Origin of the sequence: Ruminococcus bromii (assembly GCF_928721825.1) — a bacterium.
Taxonomy (GTDB): Bacteria; Bacillota; Clostridia; order Oscillospirales; family Acutalibacteraceae; genus Ruminococcoides; species Ruminococcoides bromii.
Genome location: NZ_CAKMVP010000003.1, coordinates 1,341,092 through 1,358,414, shown reverse-complemented (window position 1 = coordinate 1,358,414; position 17,323 = coordinate 1,341,092). Strand labels below are relative to the sequence as shown.

Annotated in this window: 23 protein-coding genes and 1 other RNA gene; all 24 read left to right on the top strand. The window is 43.6% G+C overall.

Features of this window, described 5'->3' with window-relative positions; genetic code table 11:
- Positions 1-2: 2 nt before the first annotated feature.
- The 24 genes from QDI94_RS06990 to QDI94_RS06875 all read left to right on the top strand — a co-directional run bounded on the left by QDI94_RS06990 (position 3) and on the right by QDI94_RS06875 (position 17,322).
- Complete coding sequence (locus QDI94_RS06990) at positions 3-626, top strand: ABC transporter ATP-binding protein (protein ID WP_101070484.1); 624 nt, start codon at positions 3-5, stop codon at positions 624-626.
- Positions 616-1,611: a leucine-rich repeat protein gene (locus tag QDI94_RS06985; protein ID WP_278868038.1), complete on the top strand. Its 996-nt coding sequence runs from the start codon at positions 616-618 to the stop codon at positions 1,609-1,611. The genes QDI94_RS06990 and QDI94_RS06985 overlap by 11 nt, the downstream gene beginning before the upstream one ends.
- A 211-nt stretch (positions 1,612-1,822) precedes the next feature.
- Positions 1,823-2,272 (top strand): SsrA-binding protein SmpB, encoded by a 450-nt coding sequence (gene smpB / locus QDI94_RS06980; RefSeq protein WP_101028276.1) that lies wholly within the window; start codon positions 1,823-1,825, stop codon positions 2,270-2,272.
- A gap of 12 nt (positions 2,273-2,284) precedes the next feature.
- Positions 2,285-3,238: a hypothetical protein gene (locus tag QDI94_RS06975; RefSeq protein ID WP_278868037.1), complete on the top strand. Its 954-nt coding sequence runs from the start codon at positions 2,285-2,287 to the stop codon at positions 3,236-3,238.
- Positions 3,229-3,575, top strand: a transfer-messenger RNA (tmRNA) gene (gene ssrA / locus QDI94_RS06970). Before QDI94_RS06975 ends, ssrA begins: the two co-directional genes overlap by 10 nt.
- A gap of 319 nt (positions 3,576-3,894) precedes the next feature.
- Positions 3,895-4,830, top strand: coding sequence for an orotidine-5'-phosphate decarboxylase (gene pyrF, locus QDI94_RS06965; RefSeq protein ID WP_101028230.1), 936 nt, complete (start codon positions 3,895-3,897; stop codon positions 4,828-4,830).
- Between the two features lie 153 nt (positions 4,831-4,983).
- Positions 4,984-6,069, top strand: coding sequence for a 3-phosphoserine/phosphohydroxythreonine transaminase (serC, locus tag QDI94_RS06960; protein ID WP_015522906.1), 1,086 nt, complete (start codon positions 4,984-4,986; stop codon positions 6,067-6,069).
- Positions 6,070-6,156: 87 nt separating this feature from the next.
- On the top strand, positions 6,157-7,311 hold the full coding sequence (locus QDI94_RS06955; protein WP_101028232.1) for a 3-phosphoglycerate dehydrogenase family protein: 1,155 nt from the start codon (positions 6,157-6,159) through the stop codon (positions 7,309-7,311).
- 573 nt (positions 7,312-7,884) lie between these two features.
- Complete coding sequence (locus QDI94_RS06950; RefSeq protein WP_046433028.1) at positions 7,885-8,085, top strand: ferredoxin-thioredoxin reductase catalytic domain-containing protein; 201 nt, start codon at positions 7,885-7,887, stop codon at positions 8,083-8,085.
- Positions 8,086-8,108: 23 nt separating this feature from the next.
- Positions 8,109-8,417 carry a thioredoxin gene (gene trxA, locus QDI94_RS06945; protein ID WP_015522872.1) on the top strand — a complete coding sequence of 103 codons (309 nt, stop codon included), beginning with the start codon at positions 8,109-8,111 and terminating at the stop codon, positions 8,415-8,417.
- 256 nt (positions 8,418-8,673) lie between these two features.
- A complete protein-coding gene (locus QDI94_RS06940; RefSeq protein WP_278418866.1) occupies positions 8,674-9,144 on the top strand; it encodes a terminase small subunit in 471 nt (156 codons plus the stop codon).
- On the top strand, positions 9,134-10,393 hold the full coding sequence (locus tag QDI94_RS06935) for a PBSX family phage terminase large subunit (RefSeq protein WP_278418864.1): 1,260 nt from the start codon (positions 9,134-9,136) through the stop codon (positions 10,391-10,393). Before QDI94_RS06940 ends, QDI94_RS06935 begins: the two co-directional genes overlap by 11 nt.
- Complete coding sequence (locus QDI94_RS06930; RefSeq protein WP_118102215.1) at positions 10,390-11,544, top strand: phage portal family protein; 1,155 nt, start codon at positions 10,390-10,392, stop codon at positions 11,542-11,544. Before QDI94_RS06935 ends, QDI94_RS06930 begins: the two co-directional genes overlap by 4 nt.
- Positions 11,534-12,529, top strand: a complete 996-nt coding sequence (locus QDI94_RS06925) for a hypothetical protein (protein WP_278418862.1) — start codon at positions 11,534-11,536, stop codon at positions 12,527-12,529. The genes QDI94_RS06930 and QDI94_RS06925 overlap by 11 nt, the downstream gene beginning before the upstream one ends.
- Positions 12,530-12,542: 13 nt before the next feature.
- Complete coding sequence (locus QDI94_RS06920) at positions 12,543-12,878, top strand: hypothetical protein (protein WP_278418860.1); 336 nt, start codon at positions 12,543-12,545, stop codon at positions 12,876-12,878.
- An 18-nt stretch (positions 12,879-12,896) separates the two neighbouring features.
- Positions 12,897-13,904 carry a phage major capsid protein gene (locus tag QDI94_RS06915; protein WP_015522868.1) on the top strand — a complete coding sequence of 336 codons (1,008 nt, stop codon included), beginning with the start codon at positions 12,897-12,899 and terminating at the stop codon, positions 13,902-13,904.
- 12 nt (positions 13,905-13,916) lie between these two features.
- Positions 13,917-14,270 (top strand): hypothetical protein, encoded by a 354-nt coding sequence (locus tag QDI94_RS06910; protein ID WP_046433696.1) that lies wholly within the window; start codon positions 13,917-13,919, stop codon positions 14,268-14,270.
- The gene (locus QDI94_RS06905; protein ID WP_147639937.1) at positions 14,267-14,620 is read left to right on the top strand and encodes a hypothetical protein; all 354 of its coding nucleotides are present in this window, start codon (positions 14,267-14,269) and stop codon (positions 14,618-14,620) included. The genes QDI94_RS06910 and QDI94_RS06905 overlap by 4 nt, the downstream gene beginning before the upstream one ends.
- On the top strand, positions 14,613-15,044 hold the full coding sequence (locus tag QDI94_RS06900; protein WP_278868034.1) for a hypothetical protein: 432 nt from the start codon (positions 14,613-14,615) through the stop codon (positions 15,042-15,044). Before QDI94_RS06905 ends, QDI94_RS06900 begins: the two co-directional genes overlap by 8 nt.
- Positions 15,045-15,410: a hypothetical protein gene (locus QDI94_RS06895; protein ID WP_278868032.1), complete on the top strand. Its 366-nt coding sequence runs from the start codon at positions 15,045-15,047 to the stop codon at positions 15,408-15,410.
- Positions 15,407-15,556 carry a hypothetical protein gene (locus QDI94_RS06890; RefSeq protein ID WP_176791029.1) on the top strand — a complete coding sequence of 50 codons (150 nt, stop codon included), beginning with the start codon at positions 15,407-15,409 and terminating at the stop codon, positions 15,554-15,556. Before QDI94_RS06895 ends, QDI94_RS06890 begins: the two co-directional genes overlap by 4 nt.
- Positions 15,553-16,068 (top strand): DNA circularization N-terminal domain-containing protein, encoded by a 516-nt coding sequence (locus QDI94_RS06885; RefSeq protein ID WP_278868030.1) that lies wholly within the window; start codon positions 15,553-15,555, stop codon positions 16,066-16,068. The genes QDI94_RS06890 and QDI94_RS06885 overlap by 4 nt, the downstream gene beginning before the upstream one ends.
- Positions 16,062-17,018, top strand: coding sequence for a hypothetical protein (locus QDI94_RS06880; RefSeq protein ID WP_278868028.1), 957 nt, complete (start codon positions 16,062-16,064; stop codon positions 17,016-17,018). Before QDI94_RS06885 ends, QDI94_RS06880 begins: the two co-directional genes overlap by 7 nt.
- A complete protein-coding gene (locus tag QDI94_RS06875) occupies positions 17,002-17,322 on the top strand; it encodes a phage baseplate assembly protein (RefSeq protein ID WP_278868026.1) in 321 nt (106 codons plus the stop codon). Before QDI94_RS06880 ends, QDI94_RS06875 begins: the two co-directional genes overlap by 17 nt.
- Position 17,323 lies beyond the last annotated feature (1 nt).

The window sequence follows — 17,323 nt, the reverse complement described above, 5'->3', positions numbered from 1 at the left end:
TTATGGTAGAAATAAAAAATTATTGTAAAAGTATCAAATCAAGACCGATTTTAAATAATGTAAGTTACAATTTTGAGTACGGCAAAATCTACGGAATTTACGGACACAACGGTTCGGGCAAAACTATGCTTTTGAGAGCAATTGCAGGCTTGCTTGTTCCCGACAGCGGCTCTGTTGTGATTGACGGAAAGGTTTTGCACAAGGATATGTCGTTTCCTCCGAGCATAGGCATCGTGATTGAAAATATGAACCTGTTGCCCCAGTACAATGCTTTTGACAATCTGAAAATCCTCGGCAAAATCAAGAAAACCGCCACCGATGAGGATATAAAAACAGCGCTTGAGCGTGTTGGATTAAAGTCTGATTTAAAGGTGAAAAAGTTTTCGCTTGGTATGAAACAGAGGCTGAACATTGCTCAGGCTGTGTTTGAAAAGCAGAAAATCATCCTGCTTGATGAACCGACAAATGCACTTGATAATGACGGTGTACAGCTGATTTACAAGCTTCTTAAAGAAGAAAAAGAAAGAGGTGCGCTCGTAGTTATCACAACTCATCACAAAGAGGATTTGGAAGAAGTTTGTGATGTTGTTTTGGAAATGACAGAAGGTGAGCTGCATGAAAAGTAAACTGTTTATTCATAAATTTTTCGTTGTTCTTTGCATCTCGGTTGCCGCTTTGCTCGGATTGTCTTTCCTTGCCAGAGCGACAATCGTAAATAACAGATTTGAACAAATGGCTGTTGATGAAAAATATCGCCTAAAGTTTTCTGCCGACGGTCAGTTTGTAATTCAGTTTCAAGACGATGAAAACGGAAATTTTTATGCCACTGTCGGCTTGTTTCAGGGCGGATATTACGGCTTGGACGATGCGTATATTCCTACTTCATATGATGAAAATACAAAAATAACCGCTATTGAAAAGGAAGCTTTCAGCGAATTTGATTGTCTTAAAAAAGTTGTTATCCCCAACGGCATTTGTGAAATCAAGGATGACGCATTTAAGGATTCAAAAAATATAACGGAAATTTATATTGCGCCCTCCGTAAATAAGATTGCAAAAACCGCTTTTGACGGCATTGACAACCTTACGATATATGCCGAAAAGGGTTCTTATGCTGAAAAATTTGCGGTTGAAAATAAAATCAATTATAAAAACTATACGACCGAGCCTGAAAATCCGGAGGCTAAAAATACCGATTATTCAAAAATCAGAAACGGTGCGTATTACGGCGAATATTATAATTATGATGTTATCTATGATGACGGCAAGCCCGTGTGCGTAATAACTAACTATAACACAATGTCGTCAGAGGAAAAGCTTGAAATTCCTGCACATATTGACGGCTTGGATGTGATTTCAATTGCAGATGATGCAATAAATTACGGCGGTGCAAAGGAAACAGTCGTTCCCGACACAGTAAGATTCATCGCCGATAATGCGTTCAAAGAATCCTACTCCCTTGAGGATATCTACCTGACCAAAAATGTGTCCTACATAGGAAAATCTGCCTTCAAAGATTCAGAAGACCTAACAATCCACGCTCCGACGGATTCCTATGCACACACCTTTGCGACCGAAAATAAAATAAATTTCAAAGCCACAGACGATTAAATCCGATAAGCAATGAATAAATCTTTAAATTTACAGCCTCCTATGGCAGAACTAAAAACTGCCATAGGAGATTTTATTATATCGCGGTTTGTAAAATTCGTTACACAAAAGCCGCTGATTTTAATTTCTTGATTGGAACTATTGACAAATTCTCAAAACAATAGTATAATAACATATTCCACAACAGAAGGGAGGATGTGCGGTGGCAAATATGAAAACAATTGCTCAGAACAAAAAGGCAAGACACGACTATTTTGTCGAGGAAACCTATGAAGCAGGAATTGAGCTTTGCGGTACGGAAGTAAAATCCTTGCGTGCAGGCAGAGTGAATCTCAAGGACAGCTGGTGTTCGATTGTTGACGGCGAAATTTTTGTCAACGGAATGCACATTTCTCCTTATGAGCAGGGAAACATCTTTAACCGTGACCCTATGCGTGTGAGAAAACTTCTTATGCACAAAAAAGAGATTTTAAAGCTCTACGGCACGGTTAAGCAGACGGGATATTCACTTATCCCAATCAGCCTTTATTTTAAAGACAGCAAGGTCAAACTTCAGGTCGGACTCTGTAAAGGCAAAAAGCTCTATGACAAGCGTGCAGATATGGCAGAACGCTCCGCAAAGCGTGATATGGAACGCGCCGTTAAAGAACAGAGAAGATAGTTTGGTGTTATTATGAGTTTGCGTAGCCTGTACGAAAAGATTTCGGAATACAGCGATTTTGCTTTAATCGGACGGGACTTTTCCGCCTTTGATACCGATTATTCTGTACTCGGTTTTGCAAATTCATCCGATAAAACCGAACTTGTTCTGCTGAATTTCAATTGTGCCGAAGAGGATATTTGCTGTGAAGATTTGACTTTCAGAGAAAATATTATGCTTGAAAAGAAAAATCAATCTGATTTATCCGATGATTTTTCCGCAATTGTAATTGACGGACAGCGTTTTGACTTTGACTCAGTATGCGGTGAAACGCTTGAATGTTGCGAATTAACAAAGTCATATATCATCTCAGAGTTTATGAAACTCGGTTGGAAGAGCGACAGGCTTTTGGACGCTCCTCTTGATTCTCTGTTCATAAGCTTTATTGAACTTGAGAATAAAATTGATGATTTGTCTTCGCTTGATTTGACAAAGAATGTTGAAATAATATTTTCAAAATATCAAAAGACAGATTATCCGTTAGCAAAACTCAGTCTTGAAGTTGGCAAGGAAGTAAATATTCCGATTGGAATTTTTGACGGTGAAAATCAGATTGTGATTAAAAATCTTAAACTTTTGTATTCAGCCGATAATTCCGAAATGAAAGAATTTGTTGAAAATGATATTGTGCTTCCGTATGTTGAGTATTCGTGTGATGATGAAATCTCAGTGATATTCTGCCTTTTTGATGAGCTTGACAAACCTTTCAAGGGTATGGGCGGATTGGCAACCGATGACGGAGTTGTTGCTTTAGCAGTAGATGATTCAAGCGAAAGCAATTTGAAATCGGCTGTGATATATTCACCGATTGAGCCGAATACAAAGCACATTGAATGTTGTCTTGTCTGCTGTGAAAAATGCTTGATAAGCCTGCCGCTGAATACAGGTTTTCAATATAAAATTTTTAAATTGAATATGGGGATGTAAAGGTTTCGACGGGGATTTCAAACCTTGGTAAGCGAGCGGCGGTGCGGAACCGCCATAAAATCCGCAACTTTAAAATTAACTGACAACAAAACAGTTGCTTTAGCAGCCTGAGTGCTGCTCGTTCCTGCACAGAGTACCTCGGCTGTGTAAGGGGCGTCGATTAGAGGTAAATGTGAACAGGGGAGCGCTCCGAACCCTGTCACAGCTTAGGAGCTGCCAAAGTGCATAGCCTGTTGATGGGCGATGCACCGAGGGAGATTTAAAACACCAACTGCGCTCGGAGAAAACCTTGGCAAGATTTTTTCGGACAGGGGTTCGATTCCCCTCATCTCCACCATAACAAAAAGCCGTCAAACAACCGATAAACACTGAACAAGGCTCGTTTGACGGCTTTTGAAAAATGTTTTAACAGCAAGTTTAAACTGTTTTTTAATATCATATCCATTGAAACTATAGCTATAGTTGTAACACCCCGACACAATATGGTATAATCTGAGGAGAAATGCGGCGTGTTACAGATGAACCGATATTATGAATCGGGATTTAAGAGGATTGTCCGCCTATACGGAATAACAATATTGTAAAAGACGGATATTGCAGTCGGAACGCAGCTTGTCTGCCCGACCGAAAAAAGAAAAACAAAAGGGAGAATTACCATGGCATTTGACAGACTTATCGAAAACATTGTAAAAATGCAGAATCCTACGGTTGCAGGTCTTGACCCTAAGCTTGACTATGTTCCCGAATCAATCAAAACAAAATGCTTTGAAAAGTACGGCAAGACGCTTGAGGGTGCGGCTGCTGCACTTTTTGAGTTCAACAAGGCGCTTATTGACGCACTTTATGATATTGTTCCTGCCGTAAAGCCACAGGCTGCATATTATGAAATGTACGGCTGGCAGGGCGTTAAGGCTCTTTGCGACACAATCGCTTATGCAAAGTCAAAGGGTATGTTTGTTATCACAGACGGCAAGCGTAACGATATCGGCACAACTATGGAGGCATATGCTACGGCACATCTCGGTCATACAGATGTTGCAGGCGAAAGCATTGACGCATTCGGTGCAGACGCACTCACGGTAAACGGCTACCTCGGAACAGACGGTATCAAGCCGCTTGCAAAAATTTGCGATTCGGACGACAAGGGCATTTTTGTTCTTGTAAAAACTTCAAACCCAAGCTCGGGCGAACTTCAGGATATGAAGCTTGAAACAAATGAGAGCGTTTATGAGCATATGGGCAAGATGTGCGAAGGCTGGGGCGAAGACCTTATGGGTAAGCATGGCTATTCGGCAGTAGGTGCAGTTGTGGGTGCAACATATCCCGAACAGCTTGGTGAAATGAGAGCAAAACTTCCGCACACATTCTTCCTTGTTCCCGGTTACGGCGCTCAGGGCGGCGGTGCCGATGATGTTAAAAACGCATTTGACGAAAACGGTCTTGGTGCAATCATCAACTCAAGCCGCGGCATTATGTGTGCTTGGAAAAAGCAGGGACTTACAGAAGAAGATTTTGCCGTTGCCGCTCGCAAAGAAGCAGAGCGTATGAGAGATGAAATCGTTGGTTGCATCGGCAAAATTAAGCTTGGCTGATTCATTTGCACAACAGAATCACGAAATTTTTCGTTTTTTTATGCTTTATCGCTTTGAATTTATTGACTTTAGCGTGCTAAAAGCGTATAATTTAAATGTATTTATTTTTACAACTATATTTTTAAATTTTCTTTAAAAAGGGAGATATCAGAAATGGCAAGAGTATATAATTTTTCGGCAGGTCCTTCAATGCTGCCTGAGTCTGTGCTTAAAAAAGCTGCGGCAGAAATGCTCGATTATGAGGGCAGCGGTCAGAGCGTTATGGAAATGTCACACCGTTCAAAAATTTACGGTACAATCATCGAGGGTGCCGAGGCTCTTCTCAGGGAGGTTATGAACATTCCCGACAACTACAAGGTTCTTTTCCTTCAGGGCGGTGCGTCAACACAGTTTGCGGCTATCCCTATGAACCTTATGACAAAGAGCGGTAAGGCTGATTATGTTATTACAGGTCAGTGGGCTAAAAAGGCTCATGCAGAGGCTGCCCGTTACGGTCAGGCTAATGTTGTTGCTTCATCGGCTGACAAGACCTTCACATACATTCCAAAGCTTGATCCTTCAACATTCACAAAGGACGCTGACTATTTCTACATCTGTATGAACAACACAATTTACGGTACTGTTTATCACGAGCTTCCCGACACAGGCGATGTTCCGCTCGTTGCAGATATTTCTTCCTGTATTCTTTCAAGACCGATTGATGTTTCAAAGTTCGGCGTTCTCTACGCAGGCGCACAGAAGAACATGGCTCCGGCAGGTCTTACGGTTGTTATCGTTCGTGAGGATCTTATCGGCAACGCTATGGATATCACTCCTACAATGCTTAACTGGAAAACTCACGCTGACAACGGTTCAATGTTCAACACACCGCCTTGCTACACAATCTACATTGCAAAGCTTGTTCTTGAGTGGATTAAGAACGAGGTTGGCGGTCTTGATAAGATGTATGAAATCAACAAGAAGAAGGCTGACCTTCTCTACGGTTTCCTCGATTCTTCAGAGCTTTTCAAGGGTACTGTTGTTCCCGAGGATCGTTCGCTTATGAATGTTCCGTTCGTTACAGGTGACGCTGACCTTGACGCTAAATTCGTTAAAGAGGCTACTGAAAACGGTCTTGTTAATATCAAGGGCCATCGCACAGTCGGCGGTATGAGAGCTTCAATTTACAACGCTATGCCTTATGAGGGCGTTGAAAAACTCGTTGAGTTTATGAAGAAGTTTGAGGCTGAAAACAAGTAATTATTGAATATTATGATATAACGGGCGAACGCTGTTCGCCTGTTATTGTAAATTCTTAAAATAAAAAATTAAAAAGGATTGATTTTGATGTATAACATTCTTACATTAAACAAAATCGCCGCTATCGGCACAAGCCGTCTCGGTGATAACTATAAATACGGTGACGATGTTCAGAACCCTGACGCAGTTCTTGTAAGAAGTGCCGCAATGCACGATATGGAATTTGCCGACAACCTTCTTGCAATTGCAAGAGCAGGCGCAGGCACAAACAATATTCCAAAGGATAAGTGCAGCGAGCAGGGCATTGTTGTTTTCAATACACCGGGTGCTAACGCAAATGCTGTTAAGGAGCTTGTTATCGCAGGACTTCTTATTTCAAATCGTAAGGTTATTGAGGGTTATGAATGGGCAAAGACTCTCAAGGGCAACGGTGCAGCTGTCGGTAAGATGGTTGAAAAGGGCAAGAGTCAGTTCGTCGGCCCCGAAATCAAGGGTAAGACTCTCGGTGTTATCGGTCTTGGAGCAATCGGTATTCTTGTTGCAAATGCTGCTGTTGCTCTCGGTATGAATGTAATCGGCTTTGACCCGTTTATGTCTGTGGGCAACGCTCTCAAGCTTGCTCCTACAGTTAAGCTCCAAAAGAGCGCAGAAGATGTTATGGTAAATTGCGACTACCTCACAATCCATGTTCCGCTTACTGACGACACAAGAGATATGGTTGACGCCGATATGATTGCCAAGATGAAAGACGGCGTTCGTATCCTCAACTTCAGCCGTGACGGTCTTGTTAATTCAACAGCAGTTCTTGAGGCTGTTAAGAGCGGCAAGGTTGCTAAGTATGTTACAGACTTCGGAACAGACGATATCCTCGGTGAAGAGAATATTATCTGCCTCCCGCACCTCGGTGCATCAACTCCCGAAAGTGAAGAAAACTGTGCTGTTATGGCTTGTGATCAGGTTAAGGAGTATCTCGAGAACGGTAACATCATCAACTCCGTAAACTATCCTGCAATTTCACTTGCAAGAACAAACGCTGACGATACCCGTTTCTGCGTTGCTCACAAGAATGTTCCTGAGCTTCTTAAGAAGGTTCTTTCTCAGATAAGCGGCAATGTTGAAAATATGCTTTCAAAGAGCCGCGGCGACTATGCTTACACAATTATTGATGTTGCAGGCGCCGGTGCAGATGACCTTGCAAAAATCGCAGCAGTTGACGGCGTAATCAGAGTTCGTGCAATCTGATTTTGATTTTTAATTAAAAATTGAAAATTTAATTGTTGTAAAAAATTATCCGAACATCGTTTTTTGATGTTCGGATTTTTTGTGTGTGAATATAATTTTATGTTGTGATACTGTATTGCACAAACAATAGCAATTTTACGCTCGGGCATAATATGGTTTGCATTGCGGAAACTATGTATATAAATATGGTGCGAGGCACACCGCCATACATAGGGCAATATTAGCACAAAGCAAATCTCGGGAGTCATAGTTTTGATTATATCAAACTATCTACACGAATAGGGTGCGAGGCACTCGCTATACATAGGGGAATATTAGCACAAAGCAAATCTCGGGAGTCGTAACTTTGGTTATATTAAACTGTCTACACGAATAGGGTGCGAGGCACTCGCTATGCATAGGGCAATATTAGCACAAAGTTAATCTCGGGAGTCATAGTTTTGATTATATCAAACTATCTACACGAACGGGGTGCGGTGACACACCGCCGCTTGACAAGATTGAGATTTGAATATATAGTATAGGCAAGGGAAGAGATTAACGGCAAACGCCGAAAAATTGTGGGGTGAGCAGATGAAAATAACACTTAATCCCGACAAAGAAGTAGTAAAAACAGTTAAAGAGGGCTTAAAGAGGACAGGCGGTTACTGCCCGTGCAGAATTCAGCGTACAGAGGAATACAAGTGTATGTGCAAGGAATTCAAAGAGCAAATTGCCGATCCCGATTTTGAAGGCTTTTGTCATTGTATGCTTTACTACAAATCTAAAGATTAAAATAACCGAACAGGAGGATTGTTATGGAAATAGAGCTTTACAAAGAAACTTTTGAGCAGGAGGTTTTGCAGTCGGATATTCCCGTGCTTGTAGACTTTTGGGCAACATGGTGCGGTCCGTGCAAGATGATTGCACCGATTGTGAAAGAAATCGCTGACGAATATGACGGCAAAATTCTTGTCGGCAAGGTTAATGTTGACGAAGAACCCGACCTTACAATGCAGTATAATGTGTCGAGTATCCCGACTCTTATGGTGTTCAAAAACGGTCAGCTTGTCAATAAGGCAGTAGGCTATCGTGAAAAGGACGAAATTCTTAAAATGCTCAAGTAAATATACCGACTAAAACACAAAACCGTGTGTACAGAAAAGTACACACGGTTTTTTTATTACCTGATTCGGAAAAGACGGCTTGCTGTTAGGGGAGCAGGTGAAGGTCTTTGCTGAATGATTTTAGGAGAAGAATTATCTTTTGAAAAATATTTTTGAAAATTGCATTAAAGTATGCATTTTTTTGAGATTTCACGGGTATAAGTGAGGGGCGTTGATAAAGCCTCTCGAAAAACGGAGGTGACGAGATATCAGAAAATTGACAGGTAGGGAAAAAAAGTTTTGCAGTTTATTTCTCAGTTCGGGAAATTCCGAGCTTGCCGCAGAAAAGGCAGGCTACACGGGGGATTGTGAGCAGAAGGGGGAAGAGCTTATCTGCCGTCCCGAAATTTCAGCCGAGCTTGAACGGCTGTCACGGCTAAGAGAAAAATCCCTTGCCAACATGGCGGCTGCAGGGTATCAGCGGTTGGCTTTCGGGAGCATTTGCGATGCAATTTCTTTGCTTTACAAAAGTGATCCGAGCAAGGAGGACCTTGAAGGAATGGATTTGTTCCTTGTGTCGGAGATTAAAAGACCGAAGGACGGTTCAATGGAAATCAAGTTTTTTGACAGGCTAAAGGCACTTGAAAAACTCGGTGCAGGCGGTGAGCATGAAACAGGCGCAAAACAGCTTTTTGACGCCATTTCAAACAGTGCAAGGGCGGTGAATGACAAGGAAAATGGAAATTAAAACTTTTTCTAAAAAACAGCTTACCGTGCTTTCGTGGTGGAACAGGGAGTCGGCTTTTCGTGACAGGGACGCAATCATCTGTGACGGTGCTGTGCGTAGCGGAAAGACTTTTTGTATGTCGCTGTCGTTCATTCTGTGGAGCTTTTACGATTTTGCAAATTCGGACTTTGCACTTTGCGGAAAGACAATCCGTTCTTTAAGGCGAAATATGATTACGCCCGTGATTCCGATTTTGAAATCACTCGGTTTTAAGTGTGAAGAAAAGCTGTCGCAGAATATTCTGACCGTGAGCGTTAACGGAGTTATGAACAGGTTTTATCTTTTCGGAGGCAAGGACGAGTCATCCGCTTCGCTCATTCAGGGCATGACGCTTTCGGGTGTGCTTTTTGACGAGGTTGCGTTGATGCCGAGGTCGTTCGTTGAACAGGCATTGGCGAGATGTTCCGTGTCGGGTTCAAGATTTTGGTTTAACTGCAATCCCGAATTTCCTGAGCATTGGTTCTACCGTGAGTGGATTAAAAAGTGCGGCGACAAAAATGCGTTGTATCTGCACTTTACAATGCAGGACAATCCGTCTTTGAAGCCTGAGGTTATCAAGCGGTATGAAAGTCTGTATTCGGGTGTGTTTTACGAGAGGTTCGTAAAGGGCAGATGGGTAGCCGTTTTCGGTGCGGTTTATCCGTTTATGGACGATGAAAAGATGTACTGCGATATTCCGTCAGATATTGAAAGCTGGGCGGTATCGTGCGATTACGGTACTGTGAATCCCGCATCATTCGGTTTGTGGGGCAGAAAAAACGGTGTGTGGTACAGGGTTGACGAATACTACTTCAACTCACGCACTCAGGGCTTTCAAAAGACCGACGAGGAGCATTATGACGGACTTGAAAAGCTGATTGACGGGCGGAAAATCGAATGTGTGATTGTCGATCCGTCTGCCGCAAGCTTTATTGAGGTTATAAGGAGACACGGAAAATACACGGTTGTGTCGGCTGAAAACAATGTTATCAACGGCATAAGACAGACTTCGCAGGCTTTGAAGGACAGAAAAATCAGAATCTGCAAAAATTGCAGAGCCGCAAGAAGGGAGTTTTCGCTTTACCGTTGGGACGGTTCGGGGCGTAGTGACGCACCTGTTAAGGAAAACGACCATGCAATGGACGACATAAGATATTTTGTCGCTACGAAAATTTACGGTTGTGACGGATTTTTTGCCGTTGCAGCCAAAAGACAGGAGGAAACAGCTTGAGGCTTGGCAGAAAAAATAAAAAGACCGAGAGCATAAAGACGGTGCAGACCGTTTTGAGAGAAACGAGAAATAATTCGCCGATTTTCTCACGATTTGCCGTTCAGACGAGAACGGAAAGGCAGTTGTACACAACTTTGCGTGAGTCTGTGCCGATTATTGACGCGGCACTCTGCAAAATTATCAGACTTATCGGCGGATTCAAAATTGTGACTTCATCGGCTGAAAGTCAGAAGATTGCCGACAGCTTTGTTAAAAATGTCCGCACAAACGGTGAAATGATGGGACTTGAAAGCTTTGTGCTTTGCTATCTTGATTCGCTTCTCACCTACGGACAGGCGGTCGGTGAGATTGTTCCCGATAGTGATGGTGAAGGGATTTGCGCATTGTACAATGCAAGCCTTGACGATGTTGAAATCAGAGCGGATTCTTCTCCGCTGAAGCTTGCGGTTTACACACTCGGCAACGGTACAGCCGAAGAACCGAAGCATCCGGAAAGGATTTTTGCAACCCTGCTTAATCCAAAGCCGGGTACTGTGTGCGGTACTTCCATACTCAGCGGTCTGCCGTTTGTCAGCTCAATACTTTTGAGGATTTTTGAGTCGGTAAAAACAAACTGGGAGAGGGTTGGTGATATCCGTTTTGCGGTTACTCTCAATCCCGATTCAAACGGTTCGGCTGTGAGCAGAGAAAATGCACAGGCGGTTGCCGATGAGTGGAAAAAGGCGATGAGAAGCGACAGTGTGTGTGATTTTGTGTCGGTCGGCGATGTCAGCATTAAGGTTATCGGCGCTGAAAGCGATATGCCCGACTGTGACATTCCAGTAAGGCATATTCTTGAGCAGATTATTGCAAAGCTTGGTATTCCGCCGTTTTTGCTCGGCATTTCGTGGTCGAGTACGGAGAGAATGAGCGAACAGCAGGCGGATATCCTCACAAGCGAGCTTGCCTACTACCGCACAGTGCTTGAACCCGTGATTACAAAAATTGTGTCGGCTCATCTTAAAATGTGCGGTTATAACGACAGCTTTAAGATTGAGTGGGATAAGATCAATCTTCAGGATGCGGTTGAGCTTTCTCAGGCAAGACTTAACAATGCAAATGCGATGAACATTGAAAGACAGATTGGAGCGGAGGTGCAGAATGAAGGATAACAAACTTATTAAAAGCGGTGTTTCGGGTGTTGTTGACGGTGAAAATCAGACTGTCGGTGATGATGAACTCGAACTGATTAACCGCTTTACAAGGCGAAATCTTGCAAAAAATGAGGTGTATGCGTTTTCGGTTGTGCTGTGTGACAACGATGTTGACCGTGACGGCGAACGCTTTACAACAGATTCGCTTTATGAGCTTGAAAAGCTTTTTGTCGGCAAGACAGGAATTATTGACCACAATCCGAGTGCCAAAAATCAGACGGCGAGAATTTTCAGCTGTAAGGTTGAGAAAATTGACGGTCAGAAAACGACCTTGGGTGACGATTACTACAGGCTCAAGGCAAGGGCATATCTTCCCGTTTGTGAGAGCAACAGGGATATTATCCTTGCGATTGACAGCGGAATTATCAAGGAAGTAAGCGTTGGCTGTGCCGTTGGCAGAGTTGTGTGCAATGTGTGCGGTGAGGACATCTCGATGTGTACTCACAAAAAGGGCGAGGTTTATGGCTCAAAGCTTTGTTGCGGTGAACTTGTGAACCCGTATGACGCATACGAATGGAGCTTTGTTGCCGTGCCGTCACAAAAGAGGGCAGGCATTACGAAAGGTCACAAAATTTTTGGAAAGGAAAATGATATGGAGAAAATTCTTAAAGCCATTGAAAACAAAAAGGCTTTTACACTTGATGAGAGCGACAGCAGAAAGCTGTGCGAATATATTGACGGGCTTAAAAAGTCGGCTAAGGACGGTGTGCTGTACCGTGAAAGCCTTACCCGTGATGTTGTGGGACTTGCCGCTTTTGTTCAGCCTGACATTTCGGGCGAAACTATGGAGAGCGTTGCAAAGAGCATGACAATTGAACAGCTCAGAGAATTTAAGTCAGCATTTGAAAAGAAAAAGAAAGCAGCTTTTGAGCCTGTTCCGCAGCTTTACTGCAAGCAGGACAAGAGAAATAACACCGTGGAAAACGGTCAGTTCAGTATTTAACGGAGGTATTATTATGAATGTAAATTTTAACGGTTATGGCGAAAATGCCGCAACATTTATTGCAGACGAAACACTTACAGAGGCAGGCGTGCCTGTTAAGATGAAGGACAACGGCACTGTTGCGAAATGTGACGCAAGCGAGAACTTTTGCGGTGTGTGCGTAAGCGTGAGAGGCGGTTATGCGGTTGTTCAGCTTTCGGGCTATGTAAAGGTTAAGAGCGACAAGAAAATCGCCGTCGGCTACAAAAAGCTTTCTGCAACGGCAGCCGGCGGCGTGTCGGTTACAACAACCGGCAGAGAGTACCTTGTGCTTGACTCAACAGACACTTCGGTAGGATTTATTCTTTGATAAGGGGAGGAAGATATTATGGCAAATTTTGAAAATATTACAATTGAAAAGGGTATGTATCAGACAAAGGGCGGAATTTCGGGCGCACTTGAAAAGCTTGATCCGTCAGAAAATTACAGAGGTACTGCACTTGAGGGACTTGACGCATTTTCTCGTCAGCTCAAACGCTTTGACATTAAGGTTAAGGGCAGAAACAGCGACTGTGTTGAAAAGTTTTTTCAGAGTTCAAACTCTGCGGCACTTTTCCCCGAATATGTGAGCAGAGCCGTTATGCAGGGCATGGAGAGAGCGGATATTCTCCCGAATCTTGTGGCAACCGTGACAGACATTGAGGGTATGGATTACCGCAGTATTGCATCTGTTCCGAGTGAAGATGACAAGAGTCTTAAACTCGTCGGCGAGGGTGCAAAGATTCCGCAGACTGAGGTTAAGACAAGAGAAAATCTTGTTAAGCTTCACAAGCGTGGCAGAATGCTTGTTGCATCATATGAGGCACTTCGCTTTCAGCGTCTTGATCTCTTTACCGTAACACTCAATCAGATTGGCGCATATATTGCAAGAGCACAGCTTAAAGATGCGATTGATGTGCTTGTGAACGGTGACGGCAATGAAAATCCCGCCGGCACACTTAATGTTGCAACAGGCGGCAAGGTTACATATGAGGACCTTTTAAAGCTTTGGACAGAGCTTGCCCCGTATGAACTCAACACAATTCTTGCGTCAACTCCCGAAATGCAGAAGATTCTTTCGCTCTCTCAGCTTCAGGATTCAAACGCAGGTCTTGATTTTCAGGCTACGGGCAGAATGATTACACCTCTCGGTGCAAGCCTTCTTCACACTCCTGAGCTTGAGGGTGGTAAGATTATCGGTCTTGACAAAAACTGTGCGCTTGAAATGGTTCAGGCAGGCGGTGTTGTTACAGATTACGACAAGCTTATTGACCGTCAGCTTGAAAGAGCCGCAGTTACCTGTACCGCCGGTTTTTCAAAAATCTTTACAGAGGCGTCAAAGGTGATGAGCTGTTAAGGAGGGATTGCCTTGAACATTGCAAACATTACAAAGCGTTTTGCATTATACAGCGGTATTGACGGTGCTGAAGCATACAAATGGAAGAGCATTATTGACGATGCCGTGGTGTATGTTAATTCAATTGTTACGAAGGAAAATCTTTCGGAGGATGACGAATTAAGACTTGAAAACCTGTGTGCCGTTTACGCTTTTAAGTTGTATTCCCTTTGCAATGATGACAGCATTTCTTCTTTTTCCGCAGGTGATTTGAAAATTTCATCATCTGCGGACGGTGAAAGCCGAGCCGAAAAGCTGTGGAGGGAATATGCCGACAAGTCGCAGGATCTTATAGGCAGAGAAAAATTTTTGCTTGGGGTGATATGATGAATATTTCACCGTCTATCGGGAAAATATTAAACAGATACGGCTGTGATGTTACCGTTAAAAACGGAGATGAAACGGTTAAGACAAAGGCTTTTATTTCACCTTTGAGATACAACTTCAATCAGAATTATGAAAGTGTGCGGCATAAGTTAGGTATGAGAAAAACGAAGCTGTTTTTGTTTATTGCACCGCCCGATGTTTTGCTTAATTCGGAAAAAAGCGTAATAGAAAGTGAAAACGGTAAATATACTGTTAAAAGGTGCGAAAAATATTATGTGCAGGATAATCCGATTTATGTCAGGGCTGTTCTGTGTGCGTACAGAGAAGAAACGAGGGATGATTTTGAATAGAATTGAGAAACAGGTTGACCGTATTATTGCAGGCTTAAAGGTAAATGAGGCTTTGAAAAATGTCAGGTTTATAAGAGAGTACGGTTCTGATGAAGCACCGTCGCCGGTGAACGGAATGACTGCCGTTGTGTCGGTGAGAGATATGTCAACGGAGAAGAGCTATATCGGCGGATACCTTTCACCGTCTATCAAGGGCGAAAGCTACAGCGCAGATGTTGAAATCAGGGTGTATGCTCCTGCAACCGAGAACGGAAGCGGTCTTTCGGAGGTTGTCAGTGAAATTCTTCTCGGACTTAAAACTGCCGACGCTGAAAAGACGATTACCCACAGTGAGGCGGCTTCAATTGAATTTGACCCCGATATGAACGCAATTTACAGAACGGTGAGTTTTAATATGGAATTCTGTCTTTGCGAGGAGGTTTAAATGGACGGCTTTGAATTTGAAAATTGCGGAAATGCCATGTTGAAATGTGAGGGGAAAATTCTCGGCGGCGTTGAAAAGGCAACCTGTACAAGAAAGAACTCCTTCACGGAAATCAAGGAATTTCTCAATGACAAGCCCGTTGAGAGGATTGTTTCAAATGAATGGGAACTTACCTTTGTGATGAAGATTACGGATGAAACTCCGTTTTTGGAGCGTGACAGCTTTAAAAACCTTGAGCTTGACCTTGCAAAGAAGAAAATTATTTACACGGATTGCAAAGTGCTTGAATTTTCAAGCGTTACTCAGGGCAGCGGAAGTATTCTTGCAACCGTGAAAATCAGTGCCGACGAGAGGAAAATTATATGAATGATAAAAATTCAGACGAACTTTACAGGCTTGCGGAGTCTGAGAACGGCGGTAAAGATACCGAGATGTTGGGTGAATTTCTTGAAAGAGAAAGCCGCCGTTACAGCCGCAGACTTGACGAAGAAGAGGAGGCGAAAAGCCGATGAAACCGGTGCCGATGAAATTCGGTGAATATGTGTGGCATCATAATCCGCAGAATATCAGCTTTGAATGTGACAAGAGCGTTGCAGAAATGAAAAGTCCGTTCGGCGAATCCGCTGTTCAGGATATGGGGCGGAAGAATATGAAAATCAGCGGTTCGGGACAGCTGTACGGCGAGGATTGTGCCGAACAGTTTGAAAGGCTGTTTGAGGTGTTCAGAAACAGCGGAAAGGAAGTGCTTTCCGTGCCGAGCCTGCCGAGCATTTATGCTGTGTTTGAAAAGCTTGAAATAAAGGGAGAGCCAAAGCCGAATGTGCTTGAATACAGCTTTGTGTTCCGTGAGGTTATGGAGAAAAAGCAGAAAACGGAAACTACATATTTTGACTGTGAAAGCGGACAAACCCTGTGGGATGTTGCATACAAAACAGAGGTGAAAATTGACGAGCTTGTGCGACTGAATCCCGATGTTAAGTTCCCCGATGAAAACCTTGGAACAAGGAGGGTGAGGCTGTGCTGAGTTACTTTTTTACGGACAAAAACGGCAAAAGGTGTGAATTTAAAAATGTCCTTACTGTTGAAATTTCGGCAGATGTCGATGTGCCTGCCGATGAGCTTGTGCTGACTGTGCCGTATGACAGAAAATACAGGAATGTTGATATGCTTGAGGCTTATGACGGCAAGTCGCTTGTATTTGTTGGGCAGGCGGACGAGATTGTCAGCATTGTGAGAACCGACGGTGCGATTGTAAGGCTGAGTGCAAGGAGTCTTGCCGGAAGGCTTCTCGACAATGAGGCGGAGCCTGTTACATATATAAATCCTGCGGCAAAGTTCATTTTTGAAAGGCATTTAAAGCCGTTCGGAATTGTCGGTTATGACGGTGACGAACATCCGTTTATGGGCACAATCAAAATTGAAAAGGGTATGACCGAGTGGCAGGTGCTTGAAAAATTCTGCAACGGCAGATACGGCAAAGGTCCGAGAATTACGGGTGCGGGATTTGCCTTGATGTGCGGCACTTACGGCGGTGCAGAGCCGATTGTGTTCGGCAGAAACGGAGTAGGCTACACATCTCTGCGTGAGTACATAAAGCCGTGCAAGGTGATTTCGCAGGTCAAACTACGCACCGAGGAATACGGCGGTTACAAGAGTGTTGTCGGCAACGGCAGTGCTGCCGACAGAATTAAGAGAGTTAGATATGTAAACGCTTTTCTCGACAACAACGCGGTTAAAACAGCCGACAGAATGATTGAAAACGGCAACAGGCAGAGCTTTGAAATAATGCTTGAATGTGCAGAATGTCTGTGCGGAGTTGTCGGCAGAAGGGCTGTGATTGATGACTCTCTCCTTGGAAAAAGAGAGGGCTTGGTTGTGAAAAGCATTAAATATTCACTTGGGAAAAACGGTGAAAGCACAACGGTTGTGCTTGGAAAGGAGAACGGCGATGTGGCTGATGAATTACATAACTAAAAATTCGATTACCGCTCCTAAGGCGGAAAGAGGCGGTGTGAAAAGTTCGGGAAACACCGTTTCGGTTGACTCTTCGGAAGAACACAGGGGGATAAAATGTTGCGTGCCATACGGCTTTGCAAGCGTTGTTCCCGTGGGAGAGTCGGCGGTTGTATTGCCGCTTGCCAACGGTGAAGTGAGCCTTGGTGTGCTTGCGAAAAATGTTGAGCTTGATGAGGGCGAGGTTATGCTCTCGTCAAAGGGCGGAGCGAGTATTGTGCTGAAAAATGACGGCAGGGTTCTTATCAACGGCAAGGCGGTGTAGA